This window comes from Corallococcus exercitus (genome assembly GCF_042231735.1).
Taxonomy (GTDB): Bacteria; Myxococcota; Myxococcia; order Myxococcales; family Myxococcaceae; genus Corallococcus; species Corallococcus exercitus_B.
The window spans coordinates 1127068-1149901 of the sequence record NZ_CP102577.1 but is presented as its reverse complement, the minus strand read 5'-3'; the positions used below and the strand labels follow the sequence as shown (position 1 = coordinate 1149901).

11 protein-coding genes are annotated in these 22834 nt (G+C 69.2%); 10 read left to right on the top strand and 1 reads right to left on the bottom strand.

Annotated features, from left to right (window positions below; genetic code table 11):
- The first annotated feature begins 126 nt into the window (after positions 1-126).
- The 7 genes from NR792_RS04300 (at position 127) to NR792_RS04270 (ending at position 4537) form a co-directional block, all read left to right on the top strand.
- Positions 127-891 (top strand): hypothetical protein, encoded by a 765-nt coding sequence (locus NR792_RS04300; RefSeq protein ID WP_375758791.1) that lies wholly within the window; start codon positions 127-129, stop codon positions 889-891.
- Positions 892-970: 79 nt separating this feature from the next.
- Entirely contained in the window at positions 971-1132 is a 162-nt protein-coding gene (locus NR792_RS04295) for a hypothetical protein (protein WP_375758790.1), read from the top strand.
- Positions 1133-1270: 138 nt separating this feature from the next.
- Entirely contained in the window at positions 1271-1540 is a 270-nt protein-coding gene (locus NR792_RS04290; protein WP_375758789.1) for a hypothetical protein, read from the top strand.
- 252 nt (positions 1541-1792) lie between these two features.
- Positions 1793-2356: a hypothetical protein gene (locus NR792_RS04285; protein ID WP_375758788.1), complete on the top strand. Its 564-nt coding sequence runs from the start codon at positions 1793-1795 to the stop codon at positions 2354-2356.
- 107 nt (positions 2357-2463) lie between these two features.
- Positions 2464-2742 carry a hypothetical protein gene (locus tag NR792_RS04280; RefSeq protein WP_120528784.1) on the top strand — a complete coding sequence of 93 codons (279 nt, stop codon included), beginning with the start codon at positions 2464-2466 and terminating at the stop codon, positions 2740-2742.
- Between the two features lie 140 nt (positions 2743-2882).
- A complete protein-coding gene (locus tag NR792_RS04275) occupies positions 2883-3701 on the top strand; it encodes an SDR family NAD(P)-dependent oxidoreductase (protein ID WP_375758787.1) in 819 nt (272 codons plus the stop codon).
- 149 nt (positions 3702-3850) lie between these two features.
- On the top strand, positions 3851-4537 hold the full coding sequence (locus NR792_RS04270; RefSeq protein WP_375758786.1) for a MotA/TolQ/ExbB proton channel family protein: 687 nt from the start codon (positions 3851-3853) through the stop codon (positions 4535-4537).
- A gap of 70 nt (positions 4538-4607) precedes the next feature.
- On the opposite strand, the gene NR792_RS04265 is transcribed toward NR792_RS04270, so the two are convergent.
- Positions 4608-4916: a hypothetical protein gene (locus NR792_RS04265; protein ID WP_375758785.1), complete on the bottom strand. Its 309-nt coding sequence runs from the start codon at positions 4914-4916 to the stop codon at positions 4608-4610.
- Between the two features lie 352 nt (positions 4917-5268).
- Here NR792_RS04265 and NR792_RS04260 point away from each other — a divergent pair, with 352 nt between their 5' ends.
- The 3 genes from NR792_RS04260 to NR792_RS04250 all read left to right on the top strand — a co-directional run bounded on the left by NR792_RS04260 (position 5269) and on the right by NR792_RS04250 (position 22786).
- A complete protein-coding gene (locus tag NR792_RS04260) occupies positions 5269-14223 on the top strand; it encodes a neuraminidase-like domain-containing protein (protein ID WP_375758784.1) in 8955 nt (2984 codons plus the stop codon).
- A 4-nt stretch (positions 14224-14227) separates the two neighbouring features.
- Positions 14228-14590, top strand: a complete 363-nt coding sequence (locus NR792_RS04255) for a nucleotidyltransferase domain-containing protein (protein WP_375758783.1) — start codon at positions 14228-14230, stop codon at positions 14588-14590.
- A 93-nt stretch (positions 14591-14683) separates the two neighbouring features.
- Positions 14684-22786 carry a SpvB/TcaC N-terminal domain-containing protein gene (locus tag NR792_RS04250; protein ID WP_375758782.1) on the top strand — a complete coding sequence of 2701 codons (8103 nt, stop codon included), beginning with the start codon at positions 14684-14686 and terminating at the stop codon, positions 22784-22786.
- The last annotated feature ends 48 nt before the right edge of the window (positions 22787-22834 follow it).

Below are 22834 nucleotides of genomic sequence, written 5' to 3'. Positions count from 1 at the left end.
GAAGTCCCACCGGGCTGGAGGCGGATGGGCCGGGAGTGCGAAGTGCTCCGGGAGCCGTGGCCATTGCCACCGGGAGCGGTCTTCTCCGTCGGAGGCTTCATCATGATTCGAGGATGTGTCGCGGCAATGGTGGCACTGGTCCTGGTGGGATGCGGAGATGACGATCCGCCCGCTTCACCGGGCCGCTTCGGTGAGGTGACGAGCGCGGTGGTGCTCGTCAATCCGGTCATCAACCAGGGCTCCACCACGGCGGTGGCGTCCGGCGCCGAGCGCTCGGGCGTGGAGTTCCAGGTGGGGGACCTGCCCATGTCGAGGACGGACTCCACCGGGCTGGCGCTGGTGGAAGAACTGCCCACGGGCGCGGTGACGCTGGACTTCGACCCGGGCACCTATTCGTTCCAGGTGGTCCGGGAGAAGGAGCTCTACGACGTGGTGCTGTCGTACCGGGACGGCGCGGTCCAGCAGCTGTTCCCTCCCGTGCGCTATCCCATTGGCGGTGACGTCGTGGAGGTGGAGCCCGGTGAGAGCATCGCCGAGGCCGCGGCGGCGGACGGCACCATCATCGTCCTGAAGGAAGGCACGTACTCCGGCAACCTGGAGCTGCGGTCGGACAACGTGCTCATCTTCGGCGCGTGGTCCCCGACGCTGGGCCCGCTGTCTGTCATTGACGGCAACGTGACGGTGCTCGGCGGTGGCAACCGGATGCGGGGCGTGAGCATCAGCGGCCGGTTGACCAGCAATGCCAACAACTTCTCCGCCGCCTTCTCGGACATCGCCAGCGCCACCATCACCGGCAACGGGGTGACACTGCTGCGCAACCGCTTCACGGTGGGGCAGGCCACGGTGCCCAGCTCCAACGCGGTGCTGGTGGACAACACGGGGATCCCCTGATGCGACGGCACCTGTTCCTCCTGGGGCTCACGCTGATGGGCTCCGGCTGTTACCTGCACGTGAATGCGCCCTCTGACGGGTGGGCCGCATCATCCGGGGCGAGCCCCGCCGCGAGAACTGGGGCGGCTCCGAGCTGAAGACGCGCCATGTCTCCGCCGACGTCATCTACGCCAAGGAGATCCACGCGGACTGGGTGGAGGCGGAGGAGATCCACGCCAAGGAAGTGAAGCTGGGCCGGTAGCCCTATCGCGCTCACTTGCCGCGCGGGACGCGGACGCAATGACAGAACGATGACCAGCGCATGGACGCGGGCCCACCCTCGCGTCCATGCGCCTGCGTACCTTGGACACGCTTCCTGCTCGCGGGTCTGTGGACCCACATGGGGCTGGTCGCACAGCTCATCGTCATCGCCATGGGCGTGATGTCGATGGTGTCCCTCCTCATCCTCGCCGTGCGCACGATTATCCGCGGCCTCGTCAGTGACCGGTTCCACGGCACCTGCGAGGACTTCCTCCGCAAGGATTTGGGTGAGGCCGCGGTGCCCGCGCTGGAGGAGGCTGCCCGCAAGCACCCCATGGCCAGCGTCCGGACCCGGGCCGCGGCGCTGCTCCGCCAGCGTGGCCGCGATGCCACGGAGGGCTCACGATGAGCCTTCGGGACGGAGCGAAGGAAGTAACGCCGCGCCGCTCTCGCATTTGAAAGGCGGCGGGGTGTCGCTCCAGGAACCGACACGGCGTCTTCATCCCAACGACGGCGCCGTTCTTACAGGCAATTCCGACTACACAGATCCATGAGCAATTACGTCAACGCGTCTGGCTATTCCGGACGTACGGGCGAGCCTCCGTGAGGCGCATGGGTTCGCGCGAGCCATCTGCCTCGACACACACAGAAAGAGTTCGGAATGAATCGCAATGAGATTCAGGCGTGGCGCTTGTCCAAGGTGATGGTCCTGGGATTGCTGGCATTCGACCTGACAGCGTGCGGTCCAGCTCTGGAGGAGGGCTCGAACGCCCCCGCGGAGGGTGGAGATACGGCACGCTCCGCTTCCGACGACTCTCAGTCCCAGGCCCAACAGGAGCTGGAGGATTCCAGCAGGACGTGGAGCCCGCCCCCGGCCCCGACGGGTTGCGGTCGCATGAACGCGAACCAGGGACTGGGCCACGGGCAGCGCCTCTATTCTTGTGACGGTCGCTTCTGGCTTGTCATGCAGAGCGACGGCAACCTGGTGCTCCGCCAGGGCGCGGCGGCCCTCTGGCACTCCCAGACGCACGGGACTTCCGCCGTGGGGGCGGTCATGCAGGGCGACGGAAATTTCGTGATCTATACCTCGGCGCCAAGGGCCCTATGGCACAGCCGCACGCACGGCTACGACGGCGCGTATCTCTCCGTCCAGAATGATGGGAACGTGGTCATCCGCACTTCGCGCGGCGGAGCCATCTGGAACACCCAGACCGGCGGGCACTGAGGTGGACGGCGGAGGCAATCGCAGCCAGCAGCCTTGAGGGCCCACACGCGGGGTATGATATGGACGGCTCCGCTGGAATCCACCTCGTGGAACCCCGGAGTGTCCCCATGCGAATCCCCCTTTCTCTCGTCGCTGTCTTCGTCGGCGTCGCCGTCTCCGTTTCGGGTTGCGGCGGCACCTACGAGCCCGAGCAGGCCCCCGTGTCCGAGCCCGGCTCCGTCGATGAGCAGCTCCCCGAGGGGAACGTCACGCAGCAGGCCATCTGCTCGCGGCTTTGGACGTGCAATTACGTCAGGTGGTACGGCACCGAGGCCAACTGCGTGGCGGCCTGTGGCACGTCCTGCACGCTGGACTACCGCTGCACTGGCACCTGCGTCTGCCCTTGAGCGACGCCTGCCGGCAGAAGCATCCATAAGAAGCCCCATCGAAGTGACGACCGAAAAGCTCGCGTCGCCCGCGCCCCGCGGCGACGCGCACTCGGCGTAAAGTCGTGGCCATCACTCGAACCTGAGCTGGGAGCCACACCATGAAGCTGATGTCGAGCAGTGCCATCGTGACGGGAGCAGGACAGGGCATCGGTCTGGGAATCGCCGCGCGCCTCATGCGGGACGGCGCCAACGTCCTGCTGTTCGGGCGGACACCGGAGAAGCTGGAGGCGGCCGCCGCGGAGCTCAACCGGACGGCGGAGGGGCACACCCGGGCCGTGCCCTTCGCGGGAGACGTGGTTCGCGCGGAGGACGTGGCGCGAGCGCTCGAAGTCGCCACGCGGGAGTTCGGCCTCCCGGGCATCCTGGTGAACAACGCCGGAACGGCCACCATCCGCACGGTGCTCGACTTGCCCGAGGCGGAGTTCGACCAGGTCCTGGCCATCAACCTCAAGGGGCCCTTCCTGTTCACCCAGGCTCTCGCGAAGGCGCTCGTCGCCGCGAAGCAGCCGGGCTCCATCGTCAACATCTCCTCACTGAACCAGACGGCGGTGACGGACGGGCTGTCCCACTACTGCGCCTCCAAGGCGGGGCTCGCGAACTTCTCGAAGGCCGCGGCTTCGGAGCTGGGGCGCTACGGCATCCGGGTGAATGTCGTGGCCCCGGGCGCCATCCGCACCCCTCTGGCGGAGATGGCCGGCCTGGGGGCTGGCGCCATGGCGCAGGGCTTCCTCGCCCACACGCCGCTCGGGAAGGCGTGGGGCGAGCCGGATGACGTGGCGAAGGTGGTGTCGTTCCTCTGCAGCGACCTCGCGTCCTGGATGACCGGAGACACCCTCGCCGTGGACGGCGGCAATCATATCCGCGGGCTGCACAGCTACGCGGACGCGCTGGGCCTCACCCGGCCCGTCGACGGCTGACGCAATGACAGAACGATGACCAACGCATGGACGTGGGCCCACCCTCGCGTCCATGCGCCTGCGTACCTTGGACACGCTTCCCGGTACCGCCGTTCCCTCATGGGGCCACGCCGTGGCCCACGCGCACGGAGGCGCGTCTCGTTCCCGCCATGAACTTCACACTCGCGGGTCTGTGGACCCACATGGGTCCGGTCGCACAGCTCATCGTCATCGCCATGGGCCTGATGTCGATGGTGTCCCTCCTCATCCTCGCCGAGCGCACGATTGTCTTTCGCGCGTCCCGCCGCCACTCGCGCAAGTACGCCGCGCAGCTGGACACCCTGCTCGCCAGCGGCGACTTCGACGCCGCCGCCAAAGCGAAGACGGACAAGGACGTGGGCTACCTGGGCAGGACCATCCGCGCGGGGCTGACGGCCTACCGCATCTCCGAAACCGACAGCCGTGAGGAGGTCATGGAGTCCGTGGCGCGCAGCCTGGAGCGGCAGGCGCAGCGCGAGGTCCAGAGCCTCAAGCGCGGCCTGGGCCACCTCGCCACCGTGGGCTCCACCGCCCCCTTCGTGGGCCTGCTCGGCACCACCATCGGCATCGTCACCGCGTTCCAGGAGATGGGCGCCGCGAACTCAGGCGGCATCGGGACCATCTCGACGGGCATCTCCGAGGCGCTCGTCACCACGGCCTTCGGCCTGCTCGTCGCCATCCCCGCGGTCATGGGCTACAACTCCCTGCAGGGCTGGGTGGACGCCCGCGCGGTGGACCTCTCCGAGGCGAGCAACGAGTTCCTCGACGCCACCTCCCGCGCCCTCAAGCGCACGCGCGCCGTGGGCACGAGGGACTGAAGGGGGATGCGGTGCTGAAGCGGGCGAGGTCCGGACGTGATGCCGGAACCCCGCCCGGACTTCAAACGGCTCAGCCCTCGCGAGTCGCGTTCCGCGATCCGGCGGACTGCGCGTCGTCACAGACCAGCGCGGCGGCGTCGGACTGGAGGGACTCGGTCTCCATCACGGAGGCCGTGGGCTCAGCCGGCGTGGGCGCGGGCTGGTAGCAGTAACCGGACTCACCACACGAGGTGTAATAAGTGGCCCCGAGGAAACAGACGGTCTCGCAAGGAGCGCCGGGGGCATAGCAGACTTCGTCACACTGCGGCGGGTAGGCGAAGGCCGCCGCGGGGAGCACGGCAAGGGCAGCGGTGACAGCCTGAAGGAACTTCCTCTGCATTCGCATCGGATCTCCTACTGCGATGGAGGTTGCACCCCACTCGTGGGGCAACCGGAAGCCTAATACTTTTTCGCGGTGAGCTCCTGGCCTGAATGCACAGCCGCGAGAATCCGATTCCTGCGCAAGCGGCTGGGTGTGTTCAGACCCGAAACACCCGGAGTCCGAGGCCTCTGACCGGGTGTGTAGCCGGGCAGTGCACGCAAAGGCACGGACCTGCCTGGTAGTGCGCCCCTCGAAGCCATGTCTGTCTTCAGCCTTCCGGGTCTTCACTCGTGAAACCTGGGAGGGAGTGCAAAGACAGCCATGTCAGCCCCCCAGGCTATACAGCTCACGGTCCGCTCACGCCTGTCGCATGTCGCGTGCTTGGACAATCACATCGCAGTTGGAAACCTGGGAACTCCCCATGCAAATCGGGCTTCGTGTCGGCGCGGCTGGCCTTGAGGTTGGGACACTCCAGCGGGTGCTGACTCGCGCGGGCTTCTCCGTGGCCGCATCCGAAGAGAGTCAGCAGCAGTTCGGCTCCGGCACGGAGACGGCGCTGCGTGCGTTCCAGGTCAGCCGTGGCCTCGCCGCGAGTGGAGAGCTCAACGGGCCAACCCTGGAGGCCCTCCGGATGCTCGAGGTCCACCAGGGCCTCACCACCCCCTCGGGCCCGTTCACCTTCGGCGACACCGGCATCGACATGCGCGCCGGTGACAGGCCTTCCGCGAGGGCCGCGCCCCGCCCCCATCCCGAGGGCACTCCCGCCATCGTGCGGGGCCGGGTGGTGGATGCGGACGGCAGGCCGGTGGAAGGGCTCCGGGTCACCGTCTCCACGGTACGCATCCGTGTGGAGCAGGCGCTCGGCGAGGCGACGACGGACGCGTCCGGTGCCTACACCATCGCGTACAGCCGCGTGCAGCCCGCCCACCTGGTCGTGCGCGCGCTCGACGCGTCGGGCACGGTGCGCGTGGAGTCCCCCATCCGCTTCCGTGCCACGGAGGAGGAGCGCATCGACCTCGCCACGTCGGGGGCTTCCGAGGTGCGAGGTGAGTCCCTCTACTCCGCCTTCCTGAAGCGGAGCCGGGAGCAGCTCCAGGAGACCCCGCTCGAGTCCCTGAGGGAGGACGGGAAGCAGCGGGAGCTGCGCTTCCTGGCGGAGAGCGCGGACCTCGACTTCAGGCCCGTCGCCTGGCTGCACCTCGCCCACCGGCTCATGGCCTCCATGGAGCTGCGGCCCGAGACGCTGTTCGGGCTCTTCAGCCAGCAGGTGCCCCCTTCCCTCGACGCCGCGCTGGACGCCCCGGGCGACTCGGGGCTCGACGACGACTTCCTGGGGCGGATTCGCGCCAGCGTGCTCAGCCAACCCGAGCACATCCTCGAGCAGGCGCTGCGCACCGCCATCGCCTCCAACATCCTCCCCAGCTCCCAGGGTGACACGCTCGCCTCGGAGCTGGAGAAGCTGAGGGAACTCCGCCGGCTCCAGGTGGAGGCGCGTCCCCTGCGCGGCAAGACGCCCCTCAGGGACCTGCTCGCCGCGGGCGCCATCCCCGAGCCGGTCCGGAAGACCTTCGTGGACAGGCTGGCCCGCTTGGGGAGCACCCATGCCGTCTGGCGTGACCTGAAGAACGACCCGAGCGTGGACCCGCAGGCGCAGCGGAAGCTCCGGGCCACCACCCAGGCCGGGATGATGCTGGGCGGACACCTGCCGCTGACCGCGCACGTCCTCGCCGAGCTCGATGAGCGGAAGACTTCGGACCTGCGTGCCCTGGCCCGGCTGGACCGGGAGGACTGGGCCCAGCGACTCCGGAAGGTGGACCGCGACGCGGCCCACATCCGCCCCGTCTTCGAGGAGGAGTCCGCGGAGGAGCGCATCCAGCGCATCGCCAACCGGCTGGAGGCGACCTTCACCCGCCGCTTCGAGACCGTGGCCTTCTCGGCCCGGCTGCGCAAGGCCCGGAGCAGCAGGGTGCCGGCCCGGTCCGAGCTGGTGGACTTCCTGGACGCCCACCCCGGGTTCAACCTGCGGCGGATGCACGTCGACCGGTTCCTGCGCGACAAGCAGGCGGGGCTGACGGAGGACACCGTCCATGCGCTGAAGCGGGTGCAGCGCCTCTTCAAGCTGGCTCCGCGGCACGAGTCCGTGGAGGCGCTCGCAGCGGCGGGGTACGGCTCCGCGCAGAGCATCTTCTCCAAGGGCCGGGACGCCTTCGTGGCGGAGATGGCGGAGCCGCTGGGCGGCCCGGAGAAGGCGCGGGAGCTGTATGACCGCGCCGAGGGCACCTACGCCGCCGCGCTGACGCTGTTCGGCCAGTACAACAGCGCGATGACGGGCATCGAGCCCGCGGCCATCGGCGCCTCGGCGCCGTCGCCGGACCAGTTCGCCCGGGCGCTCGCGGGTGAGGACGGTGCCCCGGAGACGCTCACGAGCGCCACGAGCCTGGCCGCGCTCACGACGATGAGCGCGTTCCCCACCGTGCAGTCCCTCTTCGGCTCGCTCGACTTCAACGAGTGCCCGGACTGCCGCTCGGTGACGAGCCCGGCGGCGTACCTGGTGGACCTGCTGCAGTACCTCAAGGCCCGTCCCGCCTCGGGAGTCACGGCGCTCAGCGTGCTGCTCTCGCGGCGCCCCGACCTGGCCCACACCGTCCTCAGCTGCGCCAACACCGAGGTGCCCGTCCCCTACATCGATCTCGTCAACGAGTGCCTCGAGGAGAAGGTGGCGCCACCGCCCGCCACCCCGCCCATCCTCCGGGACACGGTGGGCTCCGCCGAGGAGCGGCGCGCCATGCCGTTCCGCATCCGGCAGGAGGCCTATGACAAGACGGCCGTGGCGCCCTTCCCGTTCACGCTCCCGTTCGATCTGCAGTTCGCCCAGACCCGGGCCTACCTCGAGGGGATGGGCAGCTCGCGCAACGAGGTGCTGCGGCTGCTCAAGGGCACCACGAACGGGCCGGTGGACGCCACCCTCGTCGCGGACACGCTCGGCCTCAACGCCACGGCCTACGCGCTCGTGAGCGGCACGGACACCTTCACGCAGTGGCAGCGCTGGGGCCTGGACGAGCTGGCCAACAACCTCGTCCACCCGAAGTACCCGGACGACACGACGAAGAACGTGACGGGCACCTGGACGGCGGCGCTGGCGCGGGTGCCCATCCTGCTCCACCGCACCGGGCTGAGCCTGCGGGAGCTGTACCAGGTGCTGCAGGTGAAGTTCGTGACGAACCACACCGTCACGGTGACGCCCGGCAAGGACAGCAACGGCGTCATCCTCTACGACACCGACAAGATCACCCTGGGCAACCTCACCGCGAGCGTGCTGGACCGGATGCAGCGCTTCCTCCGGCTGTGGCGCGCGACGGGACTGCCCATGTGGGAGCTGGACTGGGCCATTGGCCGCGCGGGCGCGGGCCAGCTGGACGCCGCGTTCCTCAACCTCCTGGCCCCCATGCTGGAGCTGCGTCGCGCGCTCGACCTGCCGCTGCCGCAGCTGCTCGGCTTCTGGTACCCGTTGGAGACGCGCAACGTCCTCTCCCACCTGGGCGAGGAGGACGCCGTCATCCCGTCCCCCTATGACGCGGTGTTTCGCAGCCCCACCCTCCTCGCCTTCAGCAGCGTCTTCCCCGACGTGGGCGCCGGGCAGGCCTTCACGGCCAACCTGAGCGATGAGGCCGCTGGCAGCGCCCTCGCCGCCGCGCTGGGCCTGCGGCCCGAGGACCTCGCGCTCCTCACGACGCAGCTCCCGCTCCCCAACCTCCTCAGCCTGGACACGGTCACCACGCTGTTCCGCTACACGCGGCTGGCCTCCGCCCTGAAGCTCACGGTCCCCGACCTGCGACGCTTCATCGCGCTGACGGAGAAGTCGCCGTTCACCACGCCCCAGGACACCCTGGAGTTCCTGCGTCGGCTCGCCCTGCTCCTGGAGACCGGGCTCCCGGTGGCGGACCTGGACTACCTGCTGCGCCACAAGACGCCCGAGCGCTCCACCCTGGCCGTCACGCCGGAGGCCGTGGCCAACGTGCTCGCCGACGTGCGCGCGGCCCTGGAGAAGCTGGCGCCCGCCGAGCGCTCCGGCAGCTCCGCCGCGACGCAGGCCGCCTTCGTGCAGAAGTTCGCCGCCGCGGCCGGCACCACCGCCAACATCGTCTCCCCGGTGCTGACGAAGGCGGCCCTGTTCCCGCTGGGCTCCACCGTCATCACCGAGCTGCTCGCACGCAAGGGCGACGGCACGTACCAGTACGGCCCGGAGCGGTTCCCGAAGATCACCGAGTCCTTCACGCGCGTGGTGAAGGCCGCGGCCCTGGTGCAGGTGCTCAAGCCCACCGAGCCGGAGTTCTCCTTCCTCGTGACGCGCGCGGCGGACTTCGCCTGGCAGGACCCGGCCTCGCTGCCCACCGCCGACACGAACACCAGCCGGTTCACGGAGCTCGAGACGCTGTTCATGGCCCTGCGCCTGCAGCGGCTCCAGCGCGCGCGCAGCCCGAAGCTCTTCGACGTCCTGAGCGGCTGGCTCACCACGCCGCCCACAGGGGCCACGGGGGTGTCCACCGCGCGCCAGGCGCTGGCCCCGGCCCTGAACGCGCTGCTGGAGGACCTCACCCCGCTCGCGGACGCGATGGGCATGAGCACCGTCGCCCTCCACCGGGACATCCGCGCCCTGACGCGGCTGGCGGACGCGCTGGTGTACGCCCAGCGCTACGGCCTGCGCGCCACCTCCCTGCTGCTCCTGGGCGTGCCCAAGCCGGGGAAGACGGCGGCAACGGACTCGGCCCGCGCGGCGCGCAGGGCGCTGGAGGCGCGGTACACGCCCTCCACCTGGTACGGGGCCGTGCAGCCCATCGAGGACGCGCTGCGTGTGCAGCGCCGGGACGCGCTGGTGGCCTGGCTGCTGTCGCCCAACCCGAAGGCAGGCACGGGGCTCACCACGACCGAGCAGCTCTTCGGCCAGCTCCTCATCGACCCGGAGATGAGCGCCTGCGCCCTCACCACGCGGCTGAAGCAGGCCGCCGCCTCGGTGCAGCAGTTCGTCCAGCGCTGCTTCCTCAACCTGGAGCCCCAGGTGAAGGTGAACGAGAGCACGGACAGCGGCTGGCGCCACTGGACCTGGATGAAGGGCTACCGGCTGTGGGAGGCGAACCGGAAGGTGTTCCTCTACCCGGAGAACTACCTGCTGCCGGAGCTCCGCCAGGACAAGTCGTCCTTCTTCTCGGACCTGGAGAGCGAGCTGCTCCAGAAGGACGTCGACTCGGAGACCGCCGAGGAGGCGTACCGGGGCTACCTGGTGAAGCTGCTCGAGGTGGCGCGGCTGGAGGTGTGCTCGAGCTACCTGGAGACGAAGCGCGACGGCACGCAAATCCTCCACGTCTTCGGCCGCACCCGAGGCGCACCGGCCCGGTACTTCTACCGCTACCGGGAGCTCCTGCCCGGGACCACCCTTGGCCGCTGGAGCGCGTGGGAGCCCCTGGAGCTGGACATCACCGGAGACCACCTCATCCCCGTGGTGTGGAACAACCGGCTGTACCTCTTCTGGCCCACCTTCACGGAGAAGACCGAGGCCGTGGGGGACATCCCCATCCCCAGGATGGGCGGCACGGCGCCCCAGGACACCACCGCCTCCGCGCCGAAGAAGTACTGGACGGTGGAGCTGTCCCTCAGCGAGCGGCGCGGCGGCCAGTGGCTGCCCAAGCGCACCTACGCGGAGAAGATGTACGTGAAGCCCTTCGTCCACCCGTCCCAGTTCACCTTCAAGCTCTGGGAGGGCGATCCGCGCAACCTGTGGATTGACATGTACCTCAGCCGGGTCCGGCCGTCGACGGTGGGCACCTACGAGACGGTGCTGTGGGCGCGGGCGCGCCTGTCCACTCCGGACGCACCGCCGCAGATCAGCCAGGTGACGGGCTCCCTCCCGACCTCCGTGGATGCCTCGCGCGAGCCCTCGTACCTGACCATCCAGGAGCCGCCCACCAGTCCTCCGGGTTCGCTGGTGCAGCCCTCGAAGTACCTCTACACCGGGCAGCACCTCGGCTACTCGTACACCGCGGACGGCCTGCTGAACTGGCGCACGCGGCTGGGCGCCCCGGTGCCGCTCACCGTGATGCGCGCGGCCGGCGCCAACGGCGTGCTCGCGAGCACGAGCATCCTCGGGAAGATCCTCCAGCCGAAGATCACCCCGTCACAGCAGGACCGCCAGTTCACCTCCAGCAGCCCCTTCTTCGTGTCCGACTCGGCGCACACGTTCTTCGTCGTGCCCCGGTACAGCATCGTGTACGGCGACGCGAGCTACTCCTGGCAGGAGGTCACGAGCTACGCGTTCTCCACGTTCTACCACCCGTTCGCGCCGCTCCTGCTCCGGGAGCTGGACAGCGGCGGGTTCGAGAGCCTTCTCAGCCGGGGCCTGCAGGTCAATCCCGTCGCCGCGCGGGGCGGGGCGGCCTTCGACTTCACCCAGACGTACGCGCCGTCGACGACGCCCTGGCCCTGGGTCAACACGGTGCCCGTGGAGGACATCGACTTCACCGCGGACGGCGCCTACTCCGTCTACAACTGGGAGCTCTTCTTCTTCGGCGTGCAGCTCATCGCCTCGCGGCTGATGCAGAACCACCGCCACGAGGAGGCGCTGCGCTGGCTGCAGTTCGTCTTCGACCCGACCGACGCCAGCACCTACCCGGTCCCCCAGCGTTACTGGCGCACCAAGCCCTTCTTCCAGATGCAGTCCGCGGACTACCAGCGCCAGCGCATCGAGTCCCTGCTCGCGCTGCTCGCGGGGGGCACCAGCGACCCCGCGCTGCTGACGGCCATCGTCGACTGGCGGAACAACCCCTACGACCCGCACCGCGTGGCCCGGCTGCGCCCCACCGCGTACCAGCGCGCGACGGTGATGAAGTACCTCGACAACCTCATCGCCTGGGGCGACAAGCTCTTCGCGCAGGACACGATGGAGAGCATCAACGAGGCCACCCAGCTCTACGTCATGGCCGCCCTGCTGCTCGGCCCCCGGCCGGACCGCGTCCGCTTCCCCTCGGTGGCCGCGGGGACCCAGACGACGCTGACCTACAACACGCTGGGGAACGTGGATGAGTTCTCCAACATCCTGGTGGGCATCGAAAACCTGGTGCCCGCGGGGACGGTGCCCACGGGAGGCGCGCCGCTGCCCAAGCTCCTCACCGGAACGGGCAAGACGCTCTTCTTCTGCGTCCCGCCGAACCACGCGCTGCTGGCCTACTGGGACACGGTGGCGGACCGGCTCTTCAAGGTCCGCAACTGCATGAACCTCTCCGGCGTGGTGCGGCAGCTGCCGCTGTACGAGCCACCCCTGGACCCGCTGCTGCTGGCCAAGGCGGCGGCGGCCGGGGTGGACATCTCCCCGGCGCTGAGCGCGTTCCAGCCCGTCTACCGGTTCGCCACCTACCTGCAGAAGGCCGTGGAGCTGGCCAACGAGGTGCGCACGCTGGGCTCGCTGGTGCTCTCCGCCATGGAGAAGAAGGACGCGGAGGCGCTCACCCGGCTGCGCTCCGGGCAGGAGGTGGACCTGCTGAAGAAGGTGCGCGAGGTGCGCCAGCAGCAGGTGAAGGAGGCGGAGCAGGCGCTGGAGGGGCTGCGCAAGCAGCAGCAGCTCGTCACGCTGCGGCGGGACTACTACCGCGACATCCCCTTCCTCAACGCCTACGAGGGCGCCGCGCTCACGCTCCAGGCCGCGGCGACGGTGAGCAACACGGTGGCCATCGGCTTCGACATCGCCGCCGGCGCCACGTCGCTCATCCCGGCCACCGCGATTGGCGCCGCGGGCTTCGGCGGCACGCCCACCGCCACCGTGCAGTACGGAGGCGAGAACTTCTCGCGGTCGTCCAGCTCCTGGGCGTCCATGGCCCGGAGCATCGCCATCGTGCTCAACGAGGGCGCGCAGATGGCGGGCACGCTGGGCGGCTACCAGCGCCGCGCGGACGAGTGGGCCCTGCAGCGCAGGCTGGCGGACAAGGAGCTGGAGCAGCTCGACAAGCAGCTCATCGCCGCCGAGCTGCGGGTGGCCATCGCACGCAAGGAGCTGTCCAACCACGAGCAGCAGCTCGTCCACGCCCAGAGCGTGGAGGCGTTCCTGACCGACAAGTACACCGGGACGGAGCTGTACGACTGGATGCTGGGCCAGCTGTCCACGGTCCACGCCCAGGCGTACCAGCTCGCCACGAACCTCGCGAAGCGGGCCAACGCCGCCTACAAGTACGAGCTCGGGGCCTCGGACGACTTCATCCGGTTCGGCTACTGGGACGGCCAGCGCAAGGGCCTGCTCGCGGCCGAGGGCCTGCTGTTCGACCTGCGGCGGATGGAGGCCAGCTACTTCGACGCCAACAAGCGCGAGCTGGAGCTGACGCGGCACATCTCCCTCGCCCTCCTCCAGCCCCTGGAGCTGCTGCGGCTGCGGCAGACGGGCACGTGCACCGTCAACCTGACGGAGGACCTCTTCGACAGCACCCACCCCGGCCACTACTTCCGGCGCATCAAGTCCGTGGCGCTCACCTTCCCCGCCGTGACGGGTCCGTACAGCGGAGTGAGTGCCACGCTCACGCTCAACTCGAGCAGCCTGCGCAACACCCCCACCGCGGGGGCGGCGCTCATCGACGCCGGCGGCGCCGGCGAGCGGATCGCCACGAGCAGCGGGCAGAACGACACCGGCACGTTCGAGCTCAACCTGCGTGACGAGCGCTTCCTGCCGTTCGAGGGCCGGGGCGCGGTGAGCTCGTGGACGCTCACCCTCGCCAAGGAGGACAACGCGTTCGACGTGTCCACCCTGTCGGACGTGGTGATGCACCTGCGCTACACGGCGCGGCCGGGCCTGGACCCCACCACCGTGCGCAACGCGCTGAAGGCGAAGGCGGGCGCCCGCGCGGTCCTGCTCGACGTGACGCAGGCGTTCGGGGACTCGTGGTATCGCTTCCTCACCCCGGACGCCTCGGCGGCGGTGCAGACCCTGTCGCTGCCGCTGTCCTCGGAGCACTTCGCGTACTCGGCGCTGGGCAGCCCGAAGGTCAGCAAGCTCCAGCTCTTCGTCGTGCTCAAGCAGGCGCCCGTGGCGGGCACCACGCTGTCCGTCTCCCTGGGCCAGCAGAGCGCCACGCCCACGACGGTCCAGCTCGCGCCCGGGGTGACGTACGGCCCGGCGGCCCTCGTGGGAGAGCTGTCCCCCACGTCGCCGGTGGTCCCGGGCCCCTGGGTGCTGACGCTCGCGGAGGCCAGCATCCCGGAGGCCCTGGGGATGACCGTGGCGGGCCACCGCCGGCTGGATCCCGCGAAGGTCGAGGACGTCATCCTCGTCGCTCACTACCAGGTGGCCTGAGCCCATGCTGACCGAGCGAGACATCCACCAGATCGTGGAGCGGGTGGTGCAGGGCTATGCCCCGGACCTGGTGGGGCTGTTCGGCTCCTACGCCATCGGCCGGAGCACGCAGGCGAGCGATCTGGACCTGCTCGTCATCAAGCGCACGGCGGAGCCCGTCCACGCGCGCGTGGCCGCGGTGAGGAGCCAGCTGGTGGGGGTCCTCCACCCCATGGACATCGTCGTGGTCACGCCCGAGGAGTTCGAGGCGCGGCGGCGCGAGGAGTACTCCTTCACCTGGGTCGTCGCGCGGCAGGCGAAGGTGCTGTTCCGGGCGCAGGGCGTCACGCTCCTGGCGGACGCCCGCGAGTGGGGCCGGGCGGGCTGAGTCCCGTCGCCCGGTGGAAGAAGGCACCGCCAGGCGTCCTGGCTGGCGGTGCACGCAGCAGCCCGAGAGACATCCGGCTTCCCGAGGACTTTCATGGACGAGAAGAAGAACGACGGCGCGACGCGGGACCCGGCGGGTACCGCAAGCGAGGAAGCGCCCCTGCTGCCAGGCGTCACGTGGCCCAAGGGCGGGGGCGCCATCCGCGGCATCGGTGAGAAGTTCGCCGCGAACCCCGCGACGGGCAGTGGCTCCATGACGGTGCCTCTCGCCGTCAGCCCGGGCCGGTCCGGCTTCGGTCCGCAACTCTCGCTCGCCTACGACTCGGGGACGGGGAACGGCCCCTTCGGCTTTGGCTGGTCGCTGTCGCTGCCCCGCATCCGCCGCAAGACGGACAAGGGCCTGCCGAGGTACCGCGACGCGGAGGAGTCCGACGTCTTCCTCCTGTCCGGCGCGGAGGACCTCGTTCCCCTGCTCCTGCCGGACAAGACGCGGCACGAGGACACCGCCACCTGGCCCGGCTTCATCATCCATTGCTACCGCCCCCGCGTGGAGGGCCTGTTCGCGCGCATCGAGCGCTGGACCGAGACGGCGACCGGTGACGTCCACTGGCGTTCCATCTCTCGCGACAACATCACCACCCTCTACGGCAGGAACAACCGGTCTCGCGTCTTCGACCCCGGCGAGGGCGGCTCCCCCCATCCGCGTCGCGTCTTCGAGTGGCTCATCTGCGAGAGCTACGACGACAAGGGCAACGCCATGGTCTACGAGTACGCGGACGAGAATGACGTCCACGTCGACCAGGGCCGTGCCAGCGAGCGCAACCGGGTGCGGACCGCCAACCGCTACCTGAAGCGAATCCAGTACGGCAACCGCGTCTCGCGGCTCGTGCAGCCGGACCTCGCCGCGGCCGAGTGGCTCTTCGAGGTGGTGTTCGACTACGACGAGGGCCACTACGAGGCGCTGCCTCCGACGCCCGACAAGCCCGTCGCCGAGCAGCATCGCTACGCGCGGGCTTCCGTCGACACGACGGGGAAGTGGGCGGTGCGTCCGGATCCGTTCTCCGTGTATCGCTCCGGCTTCGAGGTCCGCTCCTACCGGCGGTGCCGCCGGGTGTTGATGTTCCACCGCTTCACCGAGCTCGGCTCCGAGCCGTGCCTCGTGAAGGCCACCGAGCTCGACTACGAGGACCTCGGCCTCACGCCATCCGTCACCGTGGAGGACGAGCTGGCCCATCCGGGCAGCACGCGCTTCGCGTCCTTCATCCGCCGCGTCACCCACTCCGGCTACGTGCGGGACGCGGCGGCGCCCGTCGAGGTTCGCGACGGCCTCCGCTACGTCAGGTATCTGCAGAAGTCGCTCCCTCCGCTGGAGTTCGAGTACTCCCAGGCGCGGATCCAGGCGGACGTCCGCGAGCTCGACGAGGACAGCCAGGCGAACCTCCCCATCGGCGTCGACGGCGCCAGCGACCAGTGGGTGGACCTGGATGGCGAAGGGCTCCCCGGCGTCCTGACGAAGCAGGGCGGCGCCTGGCATTACAAGCCGAACCTGGGCGACGGAAGGCTCGGCGCCACGCAGGTGCTGCGGACCCAGCCTTCGCTCTGCGCCGAGGCCGGAGGTGAGCAACTGCTCGACCTGTCGGGGGATGGGCAGCTCGATGTCGTGACGTTCGCGGGCCCCACGCCCGGCTTCTACGAGCGCACGCACGACCAGCGCTGGGAATCCTTCCGGACCTTCCGCCAGCTCCCGAACATCCGCTGGGATGACCCGAACACGCGCTTCATCGACCTGAGTGGGGACGGCCACGCAGACGTCCTCATCACGGAGGACGAGGTCCTCACCTGGTACCCCTCGCTCCAGGAGGAGGGCTTCGGTCCGGCCCGGCACGTGCGCAAGCCGTGGGACGAGGAGAAGGGTCCCCGCCTGGTGTTCGCCGACGGCACCCAGGCGGTCTACCTCGCGGACATGAACGGGGATGGCCTCACCGACCTGGTGCGCATCCGCAACGGGGAGGCCTGCTACTGGCCCAACCTCGGCTACGGCCTCTTTGGCGCCAGGGTGACCATGGACAACGCGCCATGGTTCGACGCTCCCGACCAGTTCGACCAGCGAAGGCTCCGGCTCGCGGACATTGACGGCTCGGGGGCCAACGACCTCCTCTACCTCGGCAGGGACGGCGTCCGGCTCTACTTCAACCAATCCGGGAACGCCTGGAGCGCGGCGCGTCCCCTCCCCGGCTTTCCGCGGGTCGACGACCTGTCGTCGGTGATGACCGCCGACCTGCTCGGCAACGGAACGGCGTGCCTGGCCTGGTCCTCGCCGCTCCCCGGCGATGCCCGGAGGCCGCTGCGGTACATCGACCTGATGGGCGGGCAGAAGCCCCATCTCCTCGTCAGGTCCATCAACAACCTGGGCGCCGAGACGCACGTCCAGTACGCACCCTCCACGAAGTTCTACCTGCGGGACAAGCTCGACGGAAAGCCGTGGATCACGAAGCTCCCCTTCCCGGTGCACGTGGTCGAACGGGTGGAGACCTATGACCGGATCAGCCACAACCGGTTCGTCACCCGCTACACCTACCACCACGGCTACTTCGACGGCCATGAGCGCGAGTTCCGGGGCTTCGGGCTCGTCGAGCAGCTCGATACCGAGGAGCTCGCGGCGCTCCGCGCGAGCAATGTCTTTCCGGCGGGGGCCAACATCCAGGACGACTCCCACGTCCCGCCGGTCTTGACGAAGACCTGGTTCCACACCGGCGTCTACCTCGGGCGTGACCACGTCTCGAACTACTTCGCCGGCCTGCTGGACGCGCACGACACGGGCGAGTACTTCCGTGAGCCCGGCCTGACCGACGCACAAGCACGGGACCTGGCGCTCAAGGACACGGTGTTGCCGCCGGGGCTCACGGCGGACGAGGAACGCGAGGCCTGCCGGGCCCTGCGAGGCTCCCTGCTGCGGCAGGAGGTCTATGCCCTCGACAACAGCGACAGGGCGTCGCTGCCATATGCCGTCACGGAGCGGAACTACGGGGTCAGGTGTCTCCAGGGTAGAGGCGGGAATCGCCACGCCGTGTTCCTCAAACACGCGGGTGAGGTGATTGGGTACAGCTACGAGCGCACCCGGGTTCCGGTCCTCGGCGGCCAGCTCGTTGACGAGGCGATGGCCGCGACGAATCCCAGCGTCGAGCGGCTGCTCGATCCGCGCGTCTCGCACTCCCTCACGCTTGAGGTCGACGACTTCGGCAACGTCTTGAAATCGGCGACCGTGGGCTACGGACGGCGATTCTCCGCCCCCTCGCTCCCGCTGCCGGTGCGAGAAGAGCAGTCCCGGACGTACGTCACCTGCACGGAGAATCGCGTCACCAACCCCATTGACGGAACCGCCGCATACCGCGCTCCGCTGGCGTACGAGGTCCGCACCTATGAGCTGACGGGCTACGCGCCTTCGGGCCCCGCCGGGCGCTTCCGGCGCGAAGACTTCGTGGCGCCCGGCCCCGGCGCGCCGGGCTCCTACGTCGCCCTCTTCGATGACGAGCTCGAGTACCAGGAAGCGCCCACGAGCGGCAGGCAGCGCCGGCTCATCGAGCATGTCCGCACGCTCTTTCGCCGCGACGACCTGGTGGATGCGCTGCCGCTGGGAAGGCTGGAGTCGCGGGCCCTGCCCTTCGAGGCCTACAAGCTCGCCCTCACCCCTGGCCTCGTCCAGCAGGTGTTCGCCGGCCGTGTCACGGACGCCATGCTCGACGGAACCGGCTCCACGCCGGGAGGCCGCTATGTCCACACACGCGACGAGAACGGCACGCTGGGGCCGGACTGGTGGACTCCCTCGGGGCAGGTGTTCTTCTCGCCAGGGGCCTCGGACACCGCCGCGCAGGAGCTGGGCCACGCACGCGCGCACTTCTTCCTGCCCCACCGCGCCAGAGACCCATTCCATACCGCCGCCGCGAGCACCGAGAGCTTCGTTGAATACGATGCCCATGACCTGATGGTCCGCGAGACGCGGTCCCCCTTGGGCAACAGGGTCACCGTGGGCGAGCGGCATGTGGACCCCACGCAGCCGCCCGTCCGCCACGGCCACGACTACCGCGTCCTGCAGCCCGTGCTGGTGATGGACGCCAACCGGAACCGCACCGCCATCGCGTTCGACGCGCTCGGCCTGGTCGCGGGCACGGCGGTGATGGGCAAGCCGGAAGACAGCCCCGCGGTCGGAGACCGCTTGACGGCGGCGTTCCGTCCAGACCTGACGCAAGCCGAGCTCGAGGCGTTCGCCGCCGCGCCCAGGGGGCCCGTCGCGGCACAGTTGCTGGCGGACGCGACAACCCGCTTCATCAGCGACCTGACGGCGTACTGGCGTGAGCCCGACCTCGCCAGGAAGCCGCCGGCGTCCGCCGCGACCCTCGCCCGGGAGACCCACGTCAGCGAGCCGCTGCCTCCAGGTGGCCTGCGCATCCAGACCCAGATCGCGTACTCGGATGGCTTCTGCCGGGAAATCCAGAGGAAGGCCCAGGCCGAGCCTGGACCGGTGCCCATTCGTGATGCGGGAGGCGCCATTGTCGTGGGCGCCGACAACCAGCCCCAGATGACGTCGGCCAGCGTGAGCCCACGCTGGGTGGGAACGGGCTGGACGGTGTTCAACAACAAGGGCAAGCCGGTCCGGCAGTACGAGCCCTACTTCACCGACACCCATCGCTTCGAGTTCGACGTTCGCATCGGGAAGAGCCCGATTCGCTTCTACGATCCCGTTGACCGACTGGTGGCCACGCTGCACCCCAACCACACCTGGGAGAAGGTCGTCTTCGCTCCATGGCGCCAGGCCACCTGCGACGTGAGCGACACCGTGCTGGTGACGACGCCGCAGGCCGATGCGGACGTCCACGACTTCTTCGCGCGCCTTCCCAGCTCCGAGTACCTGCCCACCTGGCATGCGCGCCGGAGCTCCGGCGCCCTGGGGCCGCATGAGCAGGCCGCGGCCCTCAAATCCGAGCTGTACGCCGCGACACCGTCGGTGGCCCACACCGATTCGCTCGGCCGGACCCTTGTCACCGTGGCGCATAACCGCTTCAAGCAGGCGGATGCCCCCGCGGGCGATCCGCCGACGGAGGAGTTCTACGCGTCACGCGTCGTATTCGACATCGAAGGCAACCAGCGAGAGGTCATCGACGCGAAGGACCGCGTCGTCGTGCGCTACGAGTATGACCTGCTGGGCAATCGCATCCACCAATCCAGCATGGAAGCGGGGCAGCGCTGGCTGCTCAACGACGTCGCGGGAAAGTCGCTCTATACCTGGGACAGCCGGGGCCACCGCTCTCGCACCGCCTACGACGTCCTCCAGCGGCCAACGGCGTCCTACCTCGCCAAGGGGGCCGGCCCCGAGCTGCTCGTGGGCCGCGGCGCCTACGGAGAGTCCCGCCCGGCCCCCGAGGCGCGCAACCTGCGCGGGAAGCGTGTCGAGCTGTTCGACCAGGCGGGGGTCGTCACGAGCGACGACTACGATTTCAAGGGCAACCTCCTGAGGACCTCGCGCCGGCTCGTCGACACCATGGTGAGCCATGGGCAATCGCAGCCCGCCTACAAGACCACGGTCGACTGGTCGGGGAGCGTCACGCTGGGGCTCGAGGCGTACCTCAGCCAGACGCGCTACGACGCGCTCAACCGGCCCATCCAGGTGGTCGCGCCTCGCGGCAATCAGCCAGGCGCCAGGATCAACGTCATCCAGCCCGGCTACAACGAGGCCAACCTGCTGGAGCGCATGGACGTTTGGCTCGGACATGGGAGCGTCCCGGTCGCGCTCATCGACCCGGCAACCCAGGCCCCCGCACCGGTCGGCATCGTCAACATCGACTACGATGCCAGGGCGCAGCGGCTGCGCGTCGACTACAAGAACGGCGTCTCGACTCGCTACCGCTACGATGTAGACACCTTCCGGCTCATCCAGCTCTACACCTGGCGTGGCGCGACCTTCACGGGCGACTGCGACAACCCGCAGCCGCCGCCGGCGACCCTCGCCGCGCCGGAGGAACCGCCGCCCGGGACGGCCTGCGGCGTCCAGAACCTCCACTACACCCATGACGCCGCCGGAAACGTCACCCACCTGCACGACAGCGCGCAGCAGGCCGTCTATTTCAGCAACGCGCACGTCGACCCGAGCGCCGACTATACCTACGACGCCGTCTTCCGACTGCTCGAGGCGACTGGAAGAGAGCATCTCGGACAGGTCGGCGGCCCGCCGATTCCCCACGCGTACAATGATGTGCGGCGCGTCGGACTGCAGCACCCGAACGACGGCAACGCCATGGGGCGCTACCTCGAGCGCTACGTCTACGACGCGGCCGGGAACCTCTCGCGGATGCAGCATCGGGGGACGTCGCCGAGCGCCCCGGGCTGGTCGCGAAGCTACACGTACAGCGAGCCGAGTCAGCTCGAGGCGGGCAAGTACAGCAATCGCCTGACGAGCACGACGGTGGGTGATGGCACGCCCATCACGGAGACGTACAGCGCCGCCGGAGACGGCTATGACGCTCACGGCAACATGCTGAAGCTGCCACAGCTCCAGCTCATGCAGTGGAGCGAGGGTGATCGGCTCCAGATGACCCAGCGCCAGGCGGTCAATCCCTCTGACTCGGACGGCGTCCAGCGCCAGGGCGAGCGCACCTGGTACGTCTACGACGCCGGGGGGCAGCGGATCCGCAAGGTCACGGAGCTGGCGAACGGCCAGGTCAAGGACGAGCGGCTCTACCTTGGGGGCTTTGAGGTCTACCGCAAGCCCGGCGCGAACGGCCTCGTTCGCGAAACCCTGCACCTCATGGATGACAAGCAACGGATCGCCGTGGTCGAGACCCGGACCCAGGGGACCGAGACGGGGATTCCGGCCCAGTTGATCCGATACCAGCACGGCAATCATCTCGGCTCCACGAGCCTGGAGCTCGACGACCAGGCGCGAGTCCTCTCCTACGAGGAATACACGCCCTTCGGCAGCACGTCCTACCAGGCGGTGCAGAGCCAGACCCAGGTCCCCAAGCGCTATCGGTACACGGGGAAGGAGCGCGATGAGGAGAGCGGGCTCTACTATCACGGTGCCAGGTACTACGCCCCCTGGTTGGCGAGATGGACCGCTTGCGACCCGCTCCTGATCGCGGATGGACTCAACGTCTACGAGTACGTCCGTGGCAACCCCGTCCGCCTGAAGGATCCCAGCGGCCGCTACAGCTTCGATGAGTTCCTGGATGACGCCGCCGCGGGTGTCGCCGGAGCCGCACGCGGCATCATCGAACCTGCGCTGGTCGTCATGGACTTCGGGCAGATGGGAGCCGCCATGGTGACCTATGCCATCACCGACGACCCCGATGACCTGGATGTGCAGTTCTTGAGTGGGACGGGCCGGCGTATCGCCGCCGCGGACGATCCCCACGCAGAAGGCTTGCGTGCGGGCCTTGTGCTCGCGACGGCGATGCCTACCGGAGGCGGGAGCGTGCTGGTGGACAACATCGCGACAGTCTTCGAGCAGGACATGAGTCCTGAAGAAGCGAGGCGCTTCCTGGTGCGCGGCGCCGTTGGACAGGTGGTGGCCACGGGCGCCGGAGCGGGCATCTCTCGTGCCACGGGAAGCGGATGGACCGGTCGCGGTTCGAGCGCCGGTGACACCGCGCTGGTGGAGAGACTGGTCAGCGAGCGCGCGGCGAATGGCGAGACCTCCACGGGACGTGGCACCTCGTCGGGGCGAACCTACGCCGTGGGACGAGACGGGAGTGGGAGAACGACGCCGGTCAGGAGAAGCCCCGCCGAGGGTGGCGACCCCCATGCGGAACCTCAAGTGCTGGAGGACCTCGGCCCGCACGGGGGACGGACCATCGCTGTCGATCAGGTACCGTGTGCGGAGTGCGCTCCCACCCTCGGCGCGCCAGGTGGCGCGCGGCCCGGGTTCTTCGACAGCAGCGTCACCGGTTCGCTGCGAGTCATCACACCCCGCCGGGCCAGCAGCCCCGGCTCCAGCCCCAAACCCGCTGCCATTCGAGCGGCTCGAGCCCTGGAGCAGGGTGGCACTCCCGTTGAGTTGACGCCAAGTCTGGAGTTTACGGTTCCCTACGCACCGCCAATCGTGCCCTTCTTGCCAAGGGACGCCATGTCGAGCGATCCGTCCGTTCTGACTCCCGCGGAAATGGCCATGCAGCAGTGTCTACCGGAGTCTCAACGGCACCACTGACGCCACCTGGAGAGCGAGGGCATGCACATGGATTCGACAGCCACCGGT